At 58.0% G+C, this 18,250-nt stretch carries 13 protein-coding genes and 1 pseudogene; 8 read left to right on the top strand and 6 right to left on the bottom strand.

Features of this window, described 5'->3' with window-relative positions:
• Window positions 1-5: 5 nt before the first annotated feature.
• The 6 genes from iolD to SR894_RS18860 form a co-directional block, all read right to left on the bottom strand.
• Window positions 6-1,853 (bottom strand): 3D-(3,5/4)-trihydroxycyclohexane-1,2-dione acylhydrolase (decyclizing), encoded by a 1,848-nt coding sequence (gene iolD, locus SR894_RS18835; RefSeq protein ID WP_223288507.1) that lies wholly within the window; start codon window positions 1,851-1,853, stop codon window positions 6-8.
• Window position 1,854: 1 nt separating this feature from the next.
• A complete protein-coding gene (locus tag SR894_RS18840) occupies window positions 1,855-3,807 on the bottom strand; it encodes a bifunctional 5-dehydro-2-deoxygluconokinase/5-dehydro-2-deoxyphosphogluconate aldolase (RefSeq protein ID WP_223288508.1) in 1,953 nt (650 codons plus the stop codon).
• A gap of 100 nt (window positions 3,808-3,907) precedes the next feature.
• Window positions 3,908-4,705: a TIM barrel protein gene (locus tag SR894_RS18845; RefSeq protein ID WP_223288509.1), complete on the bottom strand. Its 798-nt coding sequence runs from the start codon at window positions 4,703-4,705 to the stop codon at window positions 3,908-3,910.
• 9 nt (window positions 4,706-4,714) lie between these two features.
• On the bottom strand, window positions 4,715-5,605 hold the full coding sequence (locus tag SR894_RS18850) for an ATP-binding cassette domain-containing protein (protein WP_223288510.1): 891 nt from the start codon (window positions 5,603-5,605) through the stop codon (window positions 4,715-4,717).
• A gap of 1 nt (window position 5,606) precedes the next feature.
• Complete coding sequence (locus SR894_RS18855) at window positions 5,607-6,737, bottom strand: ABC transporter permease (protein WP_133731503.1); 1,131 nt, start codon at window positions 6,735-6,737, stop codon at window positions 5,607-5,609.
• A 54-nt stretch (window positions 6,738-6,791) separates the two neighbouring features.
• Window positions 6,792-7,742: a sugar ABC transporter substrate-binding protein gene (locus SR894_RS18860; RefSeq protein WP_223288511.1), complete on the bottom strand. Its 951-nt coding sequence runs from the start codon at window positions 7,740-7,742 to the stop codon at window positions 6,792-6,794.
• A 238-nt stretch (window positions 7,743-7,980) separates the two neighbouring features.
• Here SR894_RS18860 and SR894_RS18865 point away from each other — a divergent pair, with 238 nt between their 5' ends.
• From SR894_RS18865 to SR894_RS18900, 8 genes and pseudogenes are all read left to right on the top strand, one after another.
• Window positions 7,981-8,814 (top strand): MurR/RpiR family transcriptional regulator, encoded by an 834-nt coding sequence (locus SR894_RS18865; protein WP_133731505.1) that lies wholly within the window; start codon window positions 7,981-7,983, stop codon window positions 8,812-8,814.
• A gap of 47 nt (window positions 8,815-8,861) precedes the next feature.
• Entirely contained in the window at window positions 8,862-9,869 is a 1,008-nt protein-coding gene (gene iolG, locus SR894_RS18870) for an inositol 2-dehydrogenase (RefSeq protein WP_223288512.1), read from the top strand.
• Between the two features lie 11 nt (window positions 9,870-9,880).
• Window positions 9,881-10,687 carry a 5-deoxy-glucuronate isomerase gene (iolB, locus tag SR894_RS18875; protein WP_223288513.1) on the top strand — a complete coding sequence of 269 codons (807 nt, stop codon included), beginning with the start codon at window positions 9,881-9,883 and terminating at the stop codon, window positions 10,685-10,687.
• Between the two features lie 104 nt (window positions 10,688-10,791).
• Window positions 10,792-11,535, top strand: coding sequence for a sulfite exporter TauE/SafE family protein (locus SR894_RS18880; RefSeq protein WP_223288514.1), 744 nt, complete (start codon window positions 10,792-10,794; stop codon window positions 11,533-11,535).
• 203 nt (window positions 11,536-11,738) lie between these two features.
• A pseudogene (locus SR894_RS18885) lies at window positions 11,739-13,757 on the top strand (type VI secretion system Vgr family protein); the annotation flags it as partial.
• A gap of 108 nt (window positions 13,758-13,865) precedes the next feature.
• Window positions 13,866-17,576, top strand: coding sequence for an RHS repeat-associated core domain-containing protein (locus SR894_RS18890; protein WP_322535547.1), 3,711 nt, complete (start codon window positions 13,866-13,868; stop codon window positions 17,574-17,576).
• A complete protein-coding gene (locus tag SR894_RS18895; RefSeq protein WP_223288516.1) occupies window positions 17,576-17,803 on the top strand; it encodes a hypothetical protein in 228 nt (75 codons plus the stop codon). The genes SR894_RS18890 and SR894_RS18895 overlap by 1 nt, the downstream gene beginning before the upstream one ends.
• Window positions 17,800-18,096: a hypothetical protein gene (locus SR894_RS18900; RefSeq protein ID WP_223288517.1), complete on the top strand. Its 297-nt coding sequence runs from the start codon at window positions 17,800-17,802 to the stop codon at window positions 18,094-18,096. Before SR894_RS18895 ends, SR894_RS18900 begins: the two co-directional genes overlap by 4 nt.
• Window positions 18,097-18,250 lie beyond the last annotated feature (154 nt).

Below are 18,250 nucleotides of genomic sequence, written 5' to 3' on the forward strand. Positions count from 1 at the left end.
GAGAACTAACGGGCTTGGCGCTGCTTGGCTTCGCGGTACCCTTGATAGGCTTTATTGACCGCTTCACGCTCGGAGACCTCGGGCACGGCCACCTCCCACCAGGCGCCGCCTTCTTGGGTGCTGGGTAACGGGTCGGTGTCCAGGGCAATCACATAGGTCGAGGTGGCGCTACGAGCACGCACCAGCGCCTGCTCCAGTTCTGCAATACCGGTGACCGATTCAGACTCACAGCCCAACGCTTTGGCATGGGCGGCAAAATCGGTTTTCGGAGCGCCCGCCTCCACAGTGCGGCAATCTTGCAGTAGGTTGTTGAAACCCGCCCCGCCTGTGGCCTGCTGCAGGCGGTTGATACAGCCATAGCCGCGGTTATCCAACACCACTACCGTCAACTTGTGGCCCAGCATCACCGAGGTCGCCAGCTCCGAGTTGTGCATCAGGTAGCTGCCGTCGCCGACCATCACCACTACTTCGCGCTCTGGCTTGGCCATCTTGACGCCCAGCCCGCCCGCAATTTCATAGCCCATGCAGGAGAAACCGTACTCCACGTGGTAGCTGCCGGGGCCGGAGCATTGCCAGAGCTTATGCAGCTCGCCGGGCAAGCCACCGGCGGCGCATACCACGGTGGTATCGTTGCCAGCCTGGCGATTGACGGCACCGATCACCTGGGCATCGGTGGGCAACGCCAGCCCTTGATCAGCGGTCACGTTGTACACGATTTCGGCCCACTCGCGCTTGAGCGTTCCGGTCAGCTCGCGCCATTCATCACCGCCACGCCATTCTCCCAGCGCCGCGTCGAGTTGGCCCAGCCCGACCAAGGCATCGCAGCTTAGCGGCAGCGCTTGATGTTTGAGGCTGTCGAAACGGCCAACGTTAAGGGCGATCAGCGTTTTTTCGCTACCTTCAAACAGCGCCCGGGAGCCGGTGGTAAAGTCCTGCAACCGCGTACCCACCGCCAGAATGACATCCGCCTGCTCTGCCAACTGGTTGGCGGCTGCGCTGCCGGTCACCCCAATAGCACCTACCGCACAAGGGTGGCTATCGGCCAGTGCGCCTTTTCCGGCCTGGGTTTCAGCTACCGGGATGCCCCGCGCTTTGGCAAACTCGGCCAGGGCGTCGCAGGCGGCGGCGTAATGCACGCCACCACCGGCAATGATCAGCGGGCGCTTGGCCTGTTGTAGCGCGGCGATGGCTTGAAGAAGCTCGTAAGCATCCGGTGGTGAGCGGCGAATGCGATGCACCCTGGGGGCAAAAAAGGCTTCCGGGTAATCGTAGGCAAAGGTTTGCACATCCTGGGGCAGCGCCAGGGTCGCCGGGCCACAGTGCTCAGGGTCAAGCAGGGTAGCAATCGCCTGGGGCAGGCTGGTCAGCAGCTGCTCGGGGCGGTTAATGCGATCGAAGTAGCGCGATACCGGGCGAAAACAGTCGTTAACGCTAATGGTAGGGTCGCCGAAATGCTCCACCTGCTGGAGCACCGGATCCGGTTCGCGGGTGGCAAAGGTATCCCCAGGCAGCAGCAGGATCGGCAACCGGTTGGCGTGGGCGAGCGCCGCAGCGGTGACCATATTGGTCGCCCCCGGGCCAATCGAGCTGGTCGCGGCCATTAAGCGCTGGCGGCCATTGGCTTTGGCGAAGGCAATCGCCGCGTGTGCCATGGCCTGTTCGTTGTGAGCGCGAAAGGTCGGAAGCGTGTCTTGCACGTGGTAGAGTGCTTCCCCCATTCCGGCCACATTGCCATGACCAAAAATCGCAAACACGCCTTCAAACAGCGCCACCTCTTGGCCATCAACCTCAATACGCTGGGCGGCAAGGTACTTGACCAGCGCCTGGGCCATGGTGAGTCGAATGGTGCTCATTTTACGCCTCCTCCGTGTGAGCCAGCGACTGTGGCTGCCTTAATTGCCGCCACGCCTTTATCAGTTCGGCATAGTTCTGGGCGACCCGCTCTACCAAGCTGGCGTCGTCGATACGCCCGGCCAACCAGTCACGACTCGCGCTGGCAAATAGCGTGCGCCCAACGGTGAACCCCTTACAGCAGGCATGATTGGCCGCTGCTTCAAAGCCGCGTTTCATGTCGTCCATAGGGGCGTCGAGCCCAAGCAGTACGACCCCACGGCAGTAGACATCTTCGCGCTCAATCGTCTCGCCCACCGCCTGCCAGGCAACATCCGTCATTGAGGGTAGCTTCCACCAATCAGGGCGAATACCCAGGTTGTAGAGTCGCTGAAGGCTGCGCGGCAAGGTGGTGTCGTCATTGGGCATGTCGGCGGGCGGAATGACTTCAATCAGCAGCTCCAGCCCATAAGCACAGGCCGCCTGGTAGAGCTGGCGTAGCCGCTCCTCCTGCTCCAGGCGCAGCGAGAGTTCATCGTCGGGGTGGTAGAACACCAGGCATTTAATGATCTGCTCTCTAGGCCAGTTGCGCAGGCAGGCACCTAAATCATCGCCATGCTGGAAGCGCAGCGGGCGTGAGCCTGGAAGCTCTACCGGGCGACCAATCCACCAGCCTTTTCCACTGGCTTGATTGAGCGCGTCCTGACCCAGCACGTCGTCTACCAGGATCGCGGGCGTGGAAATACCGCCCAGTTTGGCACCCTCTTCGGCGGCGGTGACCAGCAGTTTTTTGAGTGCTGGCAGCCGCGCGCTGTCGGCATACTCTTCGCGGGCCATATCGGTGAGCTGGCGGCGGTGGTCAAATGCCAACCCGAGCACTTCAGGCCACTGAGCAGGCACTCGGGTAGTGACCCGGTGTAAATGGTTTAGCCGCTGATCGATATCCGGACGAGGTACCTCATCACGGCGCGCCAGGTAATCAAATAACTCGTCTTCGGTGGGCATGGCCGGCGCACAGCCGTGGCGGGAGACCACCAGCGCGCCGCAGGCGTTGGCGTAACCGGCGCTGGTTTGCCAGGGTTCATTGCGCAGCCAGCCGCGTAGCAAGCCACTCATAAAGGCATCCCCGGCGCCCAGCACATTGAGCACCTCGACCTGTACACCCTTGACCAGAATGCCGTCTTCAATACGGTCAGGAATGGCGCCTTCAAACACCACACAGCCCATGGGCCCCAGCTTGCATACCAAGGTAGCTTCGCTAACCTCACGCACTGCGCGCAGAGCCGCTAAGGTGTCTGTGCTGCCGCCGGCAATATGAAACTCCTCTTCGGTGCCCACAATCAGATCAAAATCCGTCAGCCAGCGCTGCAGGTCGGTGGTCACTTTATCATCGGCGATAAAGCGGATTTCACCATCGCCGGGATTGGTCAGCCCCCACAGCACGGGGCGATAGTCGATATCCAGCACCCGCTTCACACCATAATGGGCGGCGGCGTCCAGCGCTTTGCGGCATGCCCGCCGGGTGGTATCGGTAGAAAGGTGGGTGCCGGTAATTGCCAGGGCCTTGGCCCGGGCGATAAATTCAGGGTCAATGGCGTCGGCGTCGATGGCCATATCGGCACAGTCGCGGCGGTAAAACAGCAGTGGGAAGCTCTCGCGGTCTTTTAACGCTAGCAGTACCAAACCGGTATGACGTTCGGGGTCGGTTTGTAACGCTGAGGTATCTACCCCCACCCGTTCCAGCTCTTCGCGTACAAAGCTGCCCATCTGTTCGTCGCCGACTCGCGAAAGCATGGCGGACTTCAGCCCAAGCCGCGCAGTGCCGTAGGCCATATTGCCCGAGCTACCACCCAGGTACTTGGCAAAGCTGGCTACGTCTTCTAAACGGCTGCCAATCTGTTCGGCGTAGAGGTCTACCGCCACGCGTCCAAGACAAATCAGGTCAAGCGATCGGTGTTGACTATTGTTATTCAGCATAAACGTCTCCCCACGTCACAAATTCGTGGTATCGGGCAAAAGATGGCACTGGGCATACAAGCGTCTTGGGCGGCAATCGATAAGGCTTATCAACCGTGGCTTAAAGTGAGAAGGCAGCACGGAATCGATCAAGAGCGAGGTCATCGTCGCCAGAGGCCCAGCCTTCCAGCCCGACGGTGCCGCGATAGCCCATGTCGTTCAGCGCGTTGGCGATGGCCGGATAGTTAATTTCGCCTGTTCCTGGCTCGCAACGCCCCGGCACATCAGCTACCTGCACTTCTCCGATGTAAGGCCCACAGCGGCGAATCAATTCGATCAAATTACCTTCGCCAATTTGGGCGTGATAAACGTCCAACATAATGCGCAAGCTAGGCCGATCAACACTCTCCACCAGAGCAAGCACATCTTCCAGGCGCGCAAACGGCACACCGGGGTGGTCAACGTCGGTATTGAGGTTTTCAAGCACAAAGGTGATGCCGTGCTGCTCGCCGAGATCCGCCAGCCGATTGAGCGTGTCCCGGGCTTTGAGCCACATAGCGCCGGTCATCTGTTGGCACGGCTGAACGGGCAGCCCATTACCATCCAACCCCGTACCATGTAGGTTAAGACGCGGAATGCCCAGCCGCTTGGCCACTTCAACCGACTCTGCGGCGGTGCGTAGCAGCTCATCGGCTCCGGCGGCATCCGCTAAGGTGCCGGTGACATAACCAGTCATGGATGAGAACGTCGCCCCGCTGTTCGCCAGTGCGTCAATGTCGTGCTTGGTCCAGTCCCAGATTTCGACTTGAAAGCCCAGTTCAGAAATGCGCTTAATTCGTTCCAACACCGGTAAATCGCGGAAAATCATTTCAGCGCAAACGGCCAGCGTGAACGGAGATGATGGTGTTGGTGTATTCATCATGGCTCCTTAATAGCCGCTCGCCGTTCGCGGTGAAGGGGGTTCAGTGCTGCTTGTTTCATCCGCAGGCTGGGTGTCTTGTTCGGCTAAGCTGGCCTTCTTGGCTTTATCGTCCCGCTGGAATTCCGCAAGCTCCGCATCCAGGCTTTCAAGCTCAGCGCCACCCGCCATCATGTTGAGCACTTCTTCGCGGCTGACTTCTTCTTTGCGGAAAGAGCCCAAACTACCGCCTCGAGACAATAGGGTGAACGCATCGGCCACTGGGTAAGCATGGTGGACGTTGTGGGTAATAAAGATGACCGCAAGGCCATCGGCGCGAGCTTTGGCGATGTAGCGCAGTACGACGGAGGCCTGCTTGACCCCAAGTGCTGACGTAGGCTCATCAAGAATCAGCACCTTGGCACCAAAATAGACGGCACGGGCAATCGCTACACACTGGCGCTCCCCGCCAGAAAGCGTGCCCACCGGCTGACTAGGGTCGCGAACATCGATACCGATTTTAGCCATTTCCTCTTTGGCAACCCGGTCGGCATACTTCCAATCAATCCGCTTTAAAGGGCCCCAGCCCACCGTCGGCTCGCGTCCCATAAAAAAGTTACGGGTAATCGACATCAACGGCACCATGGCCAGATCCTGGAACACAGTGGCGATACCGGCGTCGAGTGCGTAGGCCGGGGACTTGAAACGAGCGGGCTTGCCATCCAGTAGCATCTCGCCATGGGTGGGCTGGTGAACACCGGAAAGGGTTTTAATCAACGTTGACTTGCCAGCACCATTATCCCCCAGCAGGCACATCACCTCACTGGAATAGACCTGCATCGAGATATCGCTTAAGGCGATCACACTGCCGAAGTGTTTGCTGACACTGCGCATTTCAATCATTGGAGTGCGTGTAGTCATGTTATTTAGCCTCCATCGCCTTCTTGCGCATGTAATTGTTGAATAGCACCGCCACCAGCAACATCACACCCAGGAAAACCTGGAACCAATCCGTGTTAACGCCGGTGTAAAAAATGCCCATTTGCACCATGCCGAAAATCAGCGCACCAAGAGCTGCCCCTATAGCGGATCCATAGCCACCGGTCAGCAAAGCGCCGCCAATAACCACCGCAATAATGGCCTCCAGCTCTTTTAATAAGCCGCGAATGGTGTCTGCCGAACCGGTATCCATGACCTGGATGCAGGCAAAGATGGTGGCGGAGAAAGCGGTGAACATGAAAAGCGAAATCTTGACGCGTTGAACGGGGACGCCCGAATTGCGCGCCGCATTGGCATCGCCACCGCTGGCGAAGATCCAGTTGCCGTAAGGCGTACACAGCAACACCCAAGTCGCTACAGCGGTTAAGCCCAGCCACCAGACGATCGAGACGGGAATACCGGTGACCGTAGGGTTGCCCGCAAAGTTGGTCGCCATCCAGCCATTTTCCGCCATCCAGCTAAATAGCCCCGTAGCGACTTCTCCAGAGAAAAGCGCCGCGAACCAATCTCCGGGGATATGATCCTGAACTCCCCCCACCTGAGTACGTCCTGTCAACAACCGACTAGTACCGATAGCCAAACCACGCAGAATGAACAGGAAGCCCAGAGTAACGATAAATGATGGCAACCCAGTTTTATTGACCAGATTGCCGTTAATCCAGCCCACCAGCCCCGCACAGGCGAACGCCAATAAAATGGCGGCCCATAGTGGCCAGCCATACTCCACCGCAGGAATAGCAATCAGAATGCCTGCCAGGCCAATCATTGAACCAATCGAAAGGTCGAACTCCCCGCCGATCATCAGCAATGCAGCCGCCGTGGCGATAATGCCGAGCTGAGCGGCGACTTCAAGAAAATTAATAATACCTGCTGGGGTAAACATCCCAGTGCCGCTGGAAGCAGCGATAAAAAAGGCAAGCACCAACACGGCACCGGCCAAAGCCCCCAGCTCTGGTCGATTAAGCGCCTTCTTCCAGAAAGAGACTCTCTGGATACGCTCATCTTGATCAGCCGCTGCTGGCGCAACCGATTGCTTCGTTTCAGTGGAATTCATGGCGATCGACTCCCAAGGCTCGACACCGTCGAGCCTTTTCCGATTAGCTCGTTATCAACGGATGCCCTGGCTACTCAGCTCAATGACCTGTGCTGCGTTTTCCTGAGTGACAAATCCTGGGCCGGTGGCAACATCCCCTGCGGGTAGTAGACCGTTCTTGACGAACTGATCTAGGAACATGACAGGCAAGTAGCCCTGCATGTACTGCTGTTGGTCAATCGCAAAGTTCAGCTCACCCGCATCCAAGGCTTCTAAAATACCGGGTGAAAGATCAAAGGTACCGAGGGTGAACATATCGGTAGCTCCCTGCTCACGCATGGCCTGAATCATCGGTTCAGCAGCCAATGCCCCCAAGGTCAGTACACCACGCACATCACTGTTCTCGTTGAGGTAAGCGACAATGGCATTGCGAATGTTGGTGGGGTCGTAGGTCGTCGCTAGCTGCTCCGCATTGCCGTCAAAACCCTCGACAAAGCCATCGCAGCGCTGATCAAGTCCCTGGTTTCCTTGTTCATGGTTAACGCAGACGCCTTTCTCGACGCCCATTTCTTGCATGCGTTCAGCAGCCTGCTTGCCTGCTTCGTATTCACTCTGCCCGATGTGCAGGCGGGCACCATAATCCCTCGCCACGTCGCCACCGGAGTTAATAGTGATCACTGGAATGCCGTTATCGACCGCATTTTGGACAGCGCCGCCCAGGGCATTTTCGTCGGTAAAAGAGAGGATCAAGCCATCGGGGTTAGAGGCTACCGCTGCCTCTACAAGTTGCTGCATTTTGGCCATATCAAAGGTAGACGGTGCACGGTACTCCAGCTCAGCGCCTACGAGATCCGCGGCCGCCTCTGCGCCGTTTTTCACCACTGACCAGAAAGGATCAGAGGGGACACCGTGGGTCACCATGACGAATCGGCTCGCGTCTTGCTGCGGTTCTTGTGCTAGTGCGGCTCCTGCCATTAATGCCGTGGTGGCGGCAGTAGCTAGAAGCCATTGAGATAGACATGCCATAAATAATTCCTCATAACGTTATCGTTGTTGGAAGGGAAGTGGCATTAAATGCCTTGGCGCTATGGAATATAGATTCCAAATAGTAATTACTGCAAATTATTTATTCTATACTTTGGTATAAATGGAATATTTATTCCACTCAACTAGACTGCATAGCAACTAGTAATTTCGCCTACTACTGATAACCCGTAGTGCATTAGCAAATGGGTGCTAAATGGGCCAACGCGAAGGAATTTGTATGCCTCAACCGCCACAAAGCTACCGTGAGCTGGAAACGCTTATCACTGCCGAATACGCCACTTTAAGCAAACGTTTGCAGCAAACAGCCCGTTTTATGCTTGATCACCCCCAAGAAGTTGCTTTAGCGACCGTGGCCAAAATTGCCGAACAGGCGGATGTCACTCCATCCACATTAATTCGCTTGGCCAATAGTTTGGGCTTTAAGGGCTTTTCAGAAATGCAGCAGCTGTTTCGCAGCCGCCTAGTCGATGAGTTGCCTAACTACACCGAGCGAATTCGCGCGGTACGCAGCGCCACCGGAGAAACACCGGATAGCACCCAGCTGTTATGGGAGTTCGCTGACGCCAACCGTGCCGTGCTTGAGCAGCTTCCCAGCCGCATTAATCCAGAGAGCCTGGAAAAAGCGTTAGATATTTTTGAGAAGGCGCACGCCATTCATGTGATGGGCGCAAGACGCAGCTTCATGATCGCCAGCTACATGACCTATGCCTTAGCGCATGTGGATAAGCCTGCGCTGTTGGTCAATGGTTTGGGCGGGATGTACGGCGAGCAGCTGCGCGCCATGAGCCAACACGACGCTCTGCTAACGATTAGCTTTTCTCCCTATGCCGAAGAGAGCCAAAAAGCCTGCGAAGACGCCCATCAGCGCGGTCTACCTAGTGTAGTGATTACCGATTCGAACCTTAGCCCACTGGCCCGCTTCGCGGATGTCGTCTTCGTGGTCAACGAAGCCGAAGTAAAAAGTTTCCGTAGTTTGACCGCGTCGCTCTGCTTGACCCAGACCTTGGCGATTGCCCTGGGCGTGCGGCAAGACAAAAAACGCAAGGCCTAAACAACCAAAGCAAGCAAACCAACAGCAAAAACAAAATAGGAGAGCTTATGAAACTCGCACTCATCGGCGCTGGACGTATCGGCAAGGTGCATGCCCAGGCCATTTATTCACACCCGGACGTAACCCTGGCCGCCGTGGCTGATTTTCATCAGCCTGCCGCAGAAACACTGGCCAAGCAGTACGCTAGCCGAGCGGCCTCTGTGGATGAAATCTTCGCGGATGACACCGTTGACGCGGTGCTGATTGCTTCAAGCACGCCCACTCACGCGGAGTATCTAGAAAGGGCTGCCCGCGCGGGTAAGGCGGTTCTGTGCGAAAAACCCATCGCCCTGGATCTAGCCCGCACTCGCGATGCCCTTCAAGTACTTAGCGAACACCCGGTGACCTGCGCATTAGGCTTTAACCGCCGCCACGATCCTCAGTTTTCGGCACTGAAAAAAGCGATTACCGAAGGGCGTATTGGCGCACTTGAAACGCTGACGATTATTAGCCGCGACCCCTCTCCCCCGCCTGCCGAGTACGTGGCTGAGTCCGGCGGCCTATTCCGCGACATGATGATTCATGACCTCGATATGGCCCGCTGGCTGCTCGATGAACCCATCGAAAGTGTCTTTGCCGTCGGCAGTAGCATCATCGACCCAGCGATTGGTGAAGCAGGCGATGTGGATACCGCCATGGTCACCCTTACCACCGCCAGTGGAAAGCTGTGCCAAATTAGCAACTCTCGACGTGCCAACTACGGCTACGACCAGCGTATTGAAGTCTTTGGCAGCCTAGGCATGCTGCAGGCCCAGAACGAGAGTGATACCCGGCTACGCTTTACCGGCGAGGCAGGGCAAGTGGAGGAGAAACCCAAGTGGTTCTTCCTGGAGCGTTATGCCGAGGCTTATCGATTAGAGATTGGCGACTTTGTCGAAGCTTGGCGAGAAAAGCGCGCCCCTCTAGCAGGCGCCCAAGATGGCCTAGAGGCGTTGCGCTTAGCCGACGCAGCGGAGCGCTCATTGCGGGAAGGTCGCAAAATCCTGCTTCAGGCTGATTCCAACCTTAATAAATAAAGGAGCAACGTATGGCTTCCCTACTGGTACGCCCCACCGCCCCAGATGCCCAGGGCACCGTGATTGACGTTACCCCTGAATCTGCTGGCTGGACGCACGTTGGCTTTCGGGTGCATAAACTCGCCAAGGGCCAGCGCCTGGAGGCCAGCAGCGATGATCAGGAAGTGTGCCTGGTGCTGCTCACCGGTCGCGCCACGGTAACCTGCGGCGAGCACCGCTTTGAAGATATCGGCCAGCGCATGGATATATTTGAACAGACCCCGCCCTATGCGGTTTACCTGCCTGACCATGTTAGCTACGCTGTGGAAGCGACAACGGACTTAGAGCTAGCCGTGTGCGCCGCCCCTGGGCATGGCAATCACGCCCCAAGGCTGATCGCGCCTAACAGCATCAAGCAGAGCACTCGTGGCCAGGGCACCAACACCCGCCATGTTCACGATATTCTGCCGGAAACCGAGCCCGCCGATAGCCTGCTGGTCGTCGAAGTATTCACACCCGCGGGCAATTGGTCGAGCTACCCGCCACACAAACACGATGTGGATAACTTACCCCAGGAATCACTCCTGGAAGAAACCTACTACCACCGCATTAACCCTGAACAAGGGTTCGCCTTTCAGCGCGTTTACACCGATGACCGCAGCCTTGATGAAACCATGGCGGTGGAAAACGGCTGCTGTGTGTTGGTACCCAAGGGCTACCACCCTGTGGGCGCCTCTCATGGCTACTCGCTTTACTACTTAAATGTGATGGCGGGGCCTAAGCGGGCATGGAAATTCCACAACGACCCGGATCACGAATGGCTAATGAACGCTGGATAGATCGACACTTCGCCCGCTAACGTTTATCTAATGCTATGCTAACTGGCCCCGCCGATGCGGGGCTTTTTTGTACATTACCTTTAATAAAAGACCATAGAGGCCCTATGCTCCCCGACTACTCCGCCATCGCCTGGTTGTTAATTGCATTTTCCGTTTACCTGACCGGCGTTTCAAAAGGTGGCTTTGCGGGTGGTTTTGGCACGCTCTCGGTACCGCTAATGGCGCTGGCGATCAGCCCCGCCCAGGCAGCGGGCTTACTACTGCCGCTACTGCTGGTGATGGACGTGTTTGCGGTGAAAGCATGGTGGGGCAAGCAGGACGCCACCGAGGTCTGGCGCTTTGTGCCGGGGCTGTTTATCGGCGTGACGGTAGGGACGCTGCTGTTTGGCAGTTTGAGTGAACAGGGCTTACGCCTGACTCTCGGCGTGATCACCCTGCTGTTCGCCGCTTACATGCTGCTCAAGCCCGTTGCCAAGAAACCGATCTCCCCCCGTTGGGCTTTGCCAGCGGCAAGCGTTTGCGGCTTTACCAGCTTTATGGCTCATGCGGGCGCGCCGCCGCTAAACGTTTATCTACTGCCGCGCAAACTATCGAAAGAGACCTTTATTGCCACCTGTGCGGTGACCTTTGCCGTAGTCAACGTGATCAAGCTAGTGCCCTATATGTGGCTTGGCGAAATCAACGTCACCAGCGCCTGGGCATCGCTGCTGCTCGTACCCATCGCCTGGATCGGTGTACGCAACGGCCTATGGCTGCAAAGCCGCGTCAACGAAACGCTGTTTTACCGTTTGGTGATTTTTGCCATGTTTTTAGTCGGTTTTAATCTGATTTGGCAGGCGCTGAAATAGGGTGGGATTCAGTACGGAGTGCAGCTCATTTTTCATACGATCATCCTTTAAGCGTTTAAGCTGTAAGACATCGCTTAAATTTTTGTAAGAGATCTCTTACAAACGTGTAAGAGATCCCTGTCACTTGCCCTCCAGGCCTTGCTCTCTGGCCCCGGCCCGCTACCCTGATCGTTTCTCAGTTACTTGATCCAAGGAGCGGCGCGATGGCAGACGGCACAGGCCTACAGTTTACCCTGACCCTACCCGGGGCCGATGATACCGCCGTGGTACGTTTTACCCATCGCGAGGCGCTGTCTGAGCCGTTTTCGCTCTCGGTTGAGTTTGCCAGCCGCACCCACGACCTGTCGCCCAGCGACTGCTTGGATCAAAACGCCACCCTGACCATTTGGCAGGACGGCGAGCCGCTGCGCCGGGTGCACGGGGTGATAACAGAGCTTCACCGGGGCGATCGTGGGCATCGGCGCAGCTTCTATCGGGTGGAGATTCGCCCGGCGCTGTGGCGGTTATCGCTGCGCCATAATTCGCGGATCTTTCATGACACCTCGCCCTATGACGCCATCAACACCCTGGCCAGCGAGCGCGGCCTGACCGATATCGGCTTTGCTACCACCCGCACGCCCTTGGATCGTGAGTATTTGGTGCAGTACCGGGAGACCGACCTGGCCTTTATCGAGCGTTTAGCCGCCGAAGAGGGCTGCTTCTATTTTCATGAATTTGAAAATGCCGAAGGTGGTAAACACCAGCTGGTGTTTGCCGATGCCACGGTGGTGCTGCCCAGCGTGGGCGAGCGCACCTACCACAGTCGCGCCGGGGGCACGCCGCCCCGACGCCACCTGCGTAAATTGCGTCAGGCCAACCGGGTGCGCCCTGCTTCGGCGATGCTCAAGGACTACACCTTTAAAAACCCGCCCTATGCGCAGATCCACGAGCACCTCGCTCCCAACTTGGGCGAACACGCCCAGCGGGAGGATTACGAGCACTTTGACTACCCCGGCCGCTATAAGAAGGACGCGTCCGGTAAGCCCTTTACCCGCCACCGCTTAGAGTCCCTGCGCGCCGACGCCACCACCGCTGAAGCGGAGAGTGATCTGCCTGAGCTCGCCCCCGGCGTCTGCTTTACCCTCACCGACCACGATATCGATAGCCTTAACCAAGCATGGCAGGTGGTCTCGGTGGTTCACCACGGCGAGCAGCCCCAGGCCCTGGAAGAGGACGGTATGGCGCGGGGTGGTAATGGGAGTGGAGCCAGCTCAGCGCAAGCAGGCGAGCTGATGACCCGCTACCACAACGACGTAGTGATCATGCCCCGGGATCAGACCTTTCGTCCGGTGCCCAACCCCAAGCCGCGGGTCGACGGCCCCCAGGTGGCCTTTGTGGTCGGCCCCGAAGGCGAGGAGATCTACTGCGACGAACACGGCCGGGTCAAGGTGCAGTTTCCCTGGGATCGTTATGCTGATCCTGATGAGACCGCCAGCTGTTGGATACGGGTCGCCCAGGGTTGGGCAGGCGGCGGCTACGGCAGCATGGCGATCCCGCGGATCGGCCATGAGGTCATTGTCTCGTTTTTAGAGGGCGACCCCGATCAACCGCTGGTCACTGGGCGCACTTACCACGCGGTGAATACCCCGCCCTACCCGCTGCCGGAGCACAAGACCCGCACGGTGATCCGCACCCAAAGCCATAAGTCGGAAGGCTTTAACGAACTGCGCTTTGAGGACGCCACCGGCGAAGAGCAGATCTGGCTCCACGCTCAGAAAGACCTGGAGCTGCTCACCCTTAACGACCGCACCGAGGAGATCCGCCGCGATAGCCACCTTAAGCTCCACCGCAACCGCTTGAGCGAAATCCATAACGACGACCACCTCACCGTACACGGCAAGCGCTACACCCAGATCAAGGGCGATGACCACCTCCAGGTCGATCAAACCCGCCATGAGGTCTACGGCGAGGCGCAGTTGGTCGAGACCGGCCGCGAGCTGCACCACAAGGCGGGCAGCCAGATCGTGTTGGAAGCGGGGAGCGAAATCACCCTGAAAGCCGGGGGGAGCTTTATCAAGCTCGACCCCGGCGGGGTGACCATTGTGGGCCCCCAGGTCAAGATCAACTCCGGCGGTAGCCCCGGGCGTGGCCAGGGCCACGCCATTGTACTGCCCCGCTTACCCTTTGAAGCCGAGCCCGAGGAGAGCGAGGACGTCACCCTCGAACCGCACCAGACGCCGCTGCTGAGCAGTGAGATTGCCGCGGCGACCCCGCTAGCACTGGACGATATCGATATCACCGATGGCCTGGCCGACGACTGCAGCGCCTGCCAACCCGCGGTGGGTAGCCCGGTGAACCCGCTGCTGGGCGCCAAGCTGCTGCCCGCAGAGACCGACTTTGCCCTCCCGGCGCCACGGCCGTTTGTGTTTAGCCGTGGCTACCTCTCCAGTAACGAACAAATAGGTGCCCTGGGTCAGGGCTGGTCACTCCCAGGCGAGTCCCTGGCAATTACCCTTAACGACGACGCCTGTATTGTCCATGATGCTCAGGGTCGTGCGATTACCTTTGGGCCACTGGCCCCCGGTCAGGCGCGCTTCTCGCCCACCGAACAGCTGTGGATTCGCCGTGGCGGTGCCTCAGTCGATGAAGAGAGCAACGCGCCCCGCTGGCAAGCTCTGGATGAGACATTGCGCAATGATCCTGAGCGTATCGTCCTTAGCGATGCCAGCGGCTTGTATTATGTCTTCGCGGATAATGCCTCTTCTGCGACAGAAAGCGCTGCTGCTGATTCCGGCCGCTGGCCCTTAATCGAAGAGCGCGACCGCAATGGCTACACCACCCAGTACCGCTGGGAGGGTGGTCTATTGGTGCGGGTCATCGACAGCGCCCAGCGCCACTACCAGCTGGTTTACGATGGCTTGCTACCCGCCATGCAGGACGATACCGGGCAACGCTTAACCGGCGTTAAGCTGGTGCAAGCCCACGACGGCGAAGCAGCGGACGAGTGGTTGGTACGCTACTCCTATAGTCCCGCCGGCGACCTGATTGCGGTACGCCACCGCCACGGCGAGGTAGTGCGGGAGTTTGAGTGGCAAGACCATATGCTCACCGCCCACCGGGTACCTGGGGGCATGGAAGCCCACTACACCTGGGATCGCCACGCCCCGGATGGTCGCGTGGTGGGCCAGCAGGAAGCCGGCGGTTTAGCGCGGACGTACAGCTACCAAGTGGATCACACCCTGGTCACCGACAGCCTGGGCCGGGAGGAGCGCTACCACTTTGTGGGCAGCGGCCCCGGCCGCCGCTGGACGGCCCACACCCGCGCCGACGGCTCGCGCATTGAGTTCCGCTATGATCGTGCGGGCCTCAAGGTAGCGACGGTAGATCCGCTGGGTCACGAGACGCTGATTGAACGGGATGACCACGGGCAAGTGATTGCACAGACCGGCCCAGACGGCACGCGCTGGGCCATTGAGCGCGATGCTCTGGGACAGCCGGTGAGTATCGAAGGGCCTGACAATCAAACGTGGAAAATTACGCGCAACGAACGGGGGCTTCCAGTGGACGTCACCGGGCCGGAGGGCACTACCGCCTTCGCCTATGATAATGAACAGTTACCTGACCGCCCGACTACTCTCACCGATGCGGGTGGCGCCACCCACCAGCGGGAGTGGAACGCTCTAGGCCAGATGACCGCCCAGATCGACTGCTCCCAGCAGCGCACCGAGTACGCCTACGACCGAAACGGCTATCTGGCCAGCGTCACCAACGCCCTAGGTGAAACCACCCGCACCCAGCACGACGAGATGGGCCGGCGTATCGCCACCCAGCTCCCCGACGGGCTCTACTGGCATCACCATATGGACTCTCTAGGACGCTTGGTAGAGCTGGAAGGCCCGCAAGGTTTTCGTCAGCAGTTCTTCTTCGATGACCACGGCCGCCCGGTGCAGCGCATCGAAGCCGACGGCAGCCAGCAGTTTACTGCCTATGATGACATTGGCCGCTTGAGCGAACTAACCCTGGGCAACGGCGCGGTCTACCGCTTTGCTTACGATGAGATGGATCGCTTAGCCAGCGAGACCGGCCCCGATGGCCGGGAGCAACAGTATCGTTACGATGAGTTCGGGCGCTTGATCGAGCGCATTGAGGCCAACCGTCCAGGCCCCGACGGCCAGCCGCTGGTCACCCGCTACGACTATGACCAAGCCGGTCGCCTGACGGCCCGGCACCTACCCGCCACAGAGCACGCCCCGGCCAGCACGGAGCAGTACCAGTGGGGTGCCAATGGTCAGCTACTTAGTGTCACCAACGATCATGGCGAGGTGAACTTCAGCTACGACGACGCCCAGCGCTTAATCGGCGAACAGCAGCAACATGCAGGAGAGAGTGGTTGGAGCTGGCAACACCAGCATAGCCTGACGGCTACCGGCGCGCCCAAGGCTAGTCAGTTCGGTGAACTACCGGCGCTCAACTGGCACACCTACGGCAGCGGCCATCTGCACGGTATGAGTGCCCCCGGCCTGGACCTTGAGATCGCCCTGGAGCCCGATGCCCTGCACCGGGAGACCCAGCGCCGTCTCAGCACCGGTGCCAATGCGCACAACCAGCCGCTGGTGCTGGAGCGCGGGTATACTAACCTGGGCCAGCTGGATCATCTCACCCTACGCAGCCCGGACACCACTAGCCAGCAGGACTATCAATACGACGCCCTGGGGCGGATGAGCTTCCGCAGCCTGCAAGGCGATCCAGCAGAAAAAGTGATTGCTTACAGCTACGACGCTGCCGGGCGCTTGATCGGCAGCCAACACGGCGACCACGCCCACCGCTATAGCGTGGACGCGGCCGGTAATCGGTTAGAAGGCCAACAGCCCCTTTCTGATAACCGTCTGGGGCAGTTAAACGGTACCCGCTACCGCTACGACGGCGCCGGTAACCTGATCGAACGCCAACAGCCCAACGGCGAACGCTTAACCCTGGGCTACGACGGCGCCAACCGCTTGGTACATCTCATCCACGCCAGCGAGCTGGGGGCGACCCGCGAAGCCACCTACCGCTACGATGGCCTGGGAAGACGCATCAGCAAAACCGTACGCCACCCCAGCGGCACTACCGCCACCACCCACTACGGCTGGGACGGCGACCGCATCGTGCGGGAAGAAACGGACAATCAGCGCGCTACCGTGGTCTACGAGCCGGGCAGTTTTGTGCCCATGCTACGTATTGATGATACTGAACAAGGCCAAGTGCTCAGCGCCTATATCACCGACGCCCTGGGCACCCCGATGCAACTAGTCGCCCCCAACGGCCAACCCCGCTGGCTGGCCGAACCCGACGACTGGGCAGCGGTCAAAAACCAGCGCGCCGTGCGCAACCTCACCCAACCGATCCGGTTCCAGGGTCAGTGGCACGATGAAGAGAGTGGGCTTTACTATAACCGTCACCGGTACTACGACCCGCAGCAGGGGCGGTATATTAGCCAGGATCCGATTGGGCTCAACGGTGGCACGAATTTGTATGGGTATGTGACGAATCCGACGGGGATGGTGGATCCGCTGGGGTTACTTGGGGCAAATATGCACCAGTTAGACCCGATTTCTGTCGCTATTCAGAATGGGCATACGCGCCCGCGACCGGAACCAGAGAGAATAACAGATGTTTTCAATCCTGCTGAAAGGGTTAGAGAAGGACTCTCTACGACTGCTGAGGCAGGTGGACAACTGGTTATTGGGGTCGGTGGGAGCACGTCGACAGGAGTAATTGTAAACCCAAGAACAGGCCTAGCATGCACCGTTCACACAATGTGTGCGATGGCGGGCCCCAGAATAGGAGCAGGTACAATTGCTAGTGCGACAGGTGCAACGGGGTCTTTTGAGCCGGGGGATGTTAGTTACAGCATTGCTGGAGAAGGGGCTTGGATATTTACAAAAGCTGATCTTGGTATAGCTAACACCGGCTCTGTATCCGCAAGTGCTGGGACGATTTTTGGAGCAGACTTTGGTGGTGCAATAAAAATGTGTCGCACAGAAGTCTCGAACACCTGCTGGAACGAAGGAAAAGAATGATGACAAAGCAGCGCAAATATTTCTTCATGGTTATTTCTTTGTTTCCACTTATACCGCTTTCAGCTTGGCTGTTTGGGCCAGGTTCACTTGCCTCTCAACTTGTGGGTTATGGCTATATGTTCATTTTTATATGCTACTGGCTTTGGAGTGCAAGCTTTGTAATAAAAGGTAACTCTCGCTTCTCTAAAAAAATAAAAAAAGAGAATAAAGATGAGAAAGAAATATGACATCATTTTTACTACTAACACCTGCTATTGCATGGTTTCTATCGTTGGCTATTTTTTTAACAATCCTGAAAGCAGAGCACCCTATAGCTTATCGTAAACTTAACCTGATTGGTGCATTACTTAAAGGAAAAGAAGACGATGCGGCAAGTATATTGTCTTTCTTTTGGCATCAGAAACACCAACGTTTAGGCAGAAAAGTAGCGTTAGCAGGAAAGGTGTTAAATGTCATTTTTATCTTATGCGTCATCGCTATGTTAGTGATTTTTTGGCTTGGTTGGGCAGGGCGCGTTTAAACGTTGAATTCAGTGAATGAGTGCAACATAAACATTATTCCATTGATTATAAGCCAGGGAGGGCAAAGTCTTTCTTCCCTGGCGGTAGCGTTGCCGATAACAAGCCCCCTGGCATGCCTACGGCCACCTACACGGCCTAAGCGCCCCCGGCCTG

The sequence above is a fragment of the Vreelandella neptunia genome, assembly GCF_034479615.1.
Taxonomy (GTDB): Bacteria; Pseudomonadota; Gammaproteobacteria; order Pseudomonadales; family Halomonadaceae; genus Vreelandella; species Vreelandella neptunia.

Bases quoted from the DNA above. Each gene is read 5' to 3' on its own strand.
- SR894_RS18860 (WP_223288511.1), bottom strand. From the start codon at position 7,742: ATGGCATGTCTATCTCAATGGCTTCTAGCTACTGCCGCCACCACGGCA.
- iolG (WP_223288512.1), top strand. From the start codon at position 8,862: ATGAAACTCGCACTCATCGGCGCTGGACGTATCGGCAAGGTGCATGCC.
- SR894_RS18845 (WP_223288509.1), bottom strand. From the start codon at position 4,705: ATGAATACACCAACACCATCATCTCCGTTCACGCTGGCCGTTTGCGCT.
- iolD (WP_223288507.1), bottom strand. From the start codon at position 1,853: ATGAGCACCATTCGACTCACCATGGCCCAGGCGCTGGTCAAGTACCTT.
- SR894_RS18855 (WP_133731503.1), bottom strand. From the start codon at position 6,737: ATGAATTCCACTGAAACGAAGCAATCGGTTGCGCCAGCAGCGGCTGAT.
- SR894_RS18895 (WP_223288516.1), top strand. From the start codon at position 17,576: ATGACAAAGCAGCGCAAATATTTCTTCATGGTTATTTCTTTGTTTCCA.
- iolB (WP_223288513.1), top strand. From the start codon at position 9,881: ATGGCTTCCCTACTGGTACGCCCCACCGCCCCAGATGCCCAGGGCACC.
- SR894_RS18865 (WP_133731505.1), top strand. From the start codon at position 7,981: ATGCCTCAACCGCCACAAAGCTACCGTGAGCTGGAAACGCTTATCACT.
- SR894_RS18880 (WP_223288514.1), top strand. From the start codon at position 10,792: ATGCTCCCCGACTACTCCGCCATCGCCTGGTTGTTAATTGCATTTTCC.
- SR894_RS18850 (WP_223288510.1), bottom strand. From the start codon at position 5,605: ATGACTACACGCACTCCAATGATTGAAATGCGCAGTGTCAGCAAACAC.
- SR894_RS18840 (WP_223288508.1), bottom strand. From the start codon at position 3,807: ATGCTGAATAACAATAGTCAACACCGATCGCTTGACCTGATTTGTCTT.
- SR894_RS18900 (WP_223288517.1), top strand. From the start codon at position 17,800: ATGACATCATTTTTACTACTAACACCTGCTATTGCATGGTTTCTATCG.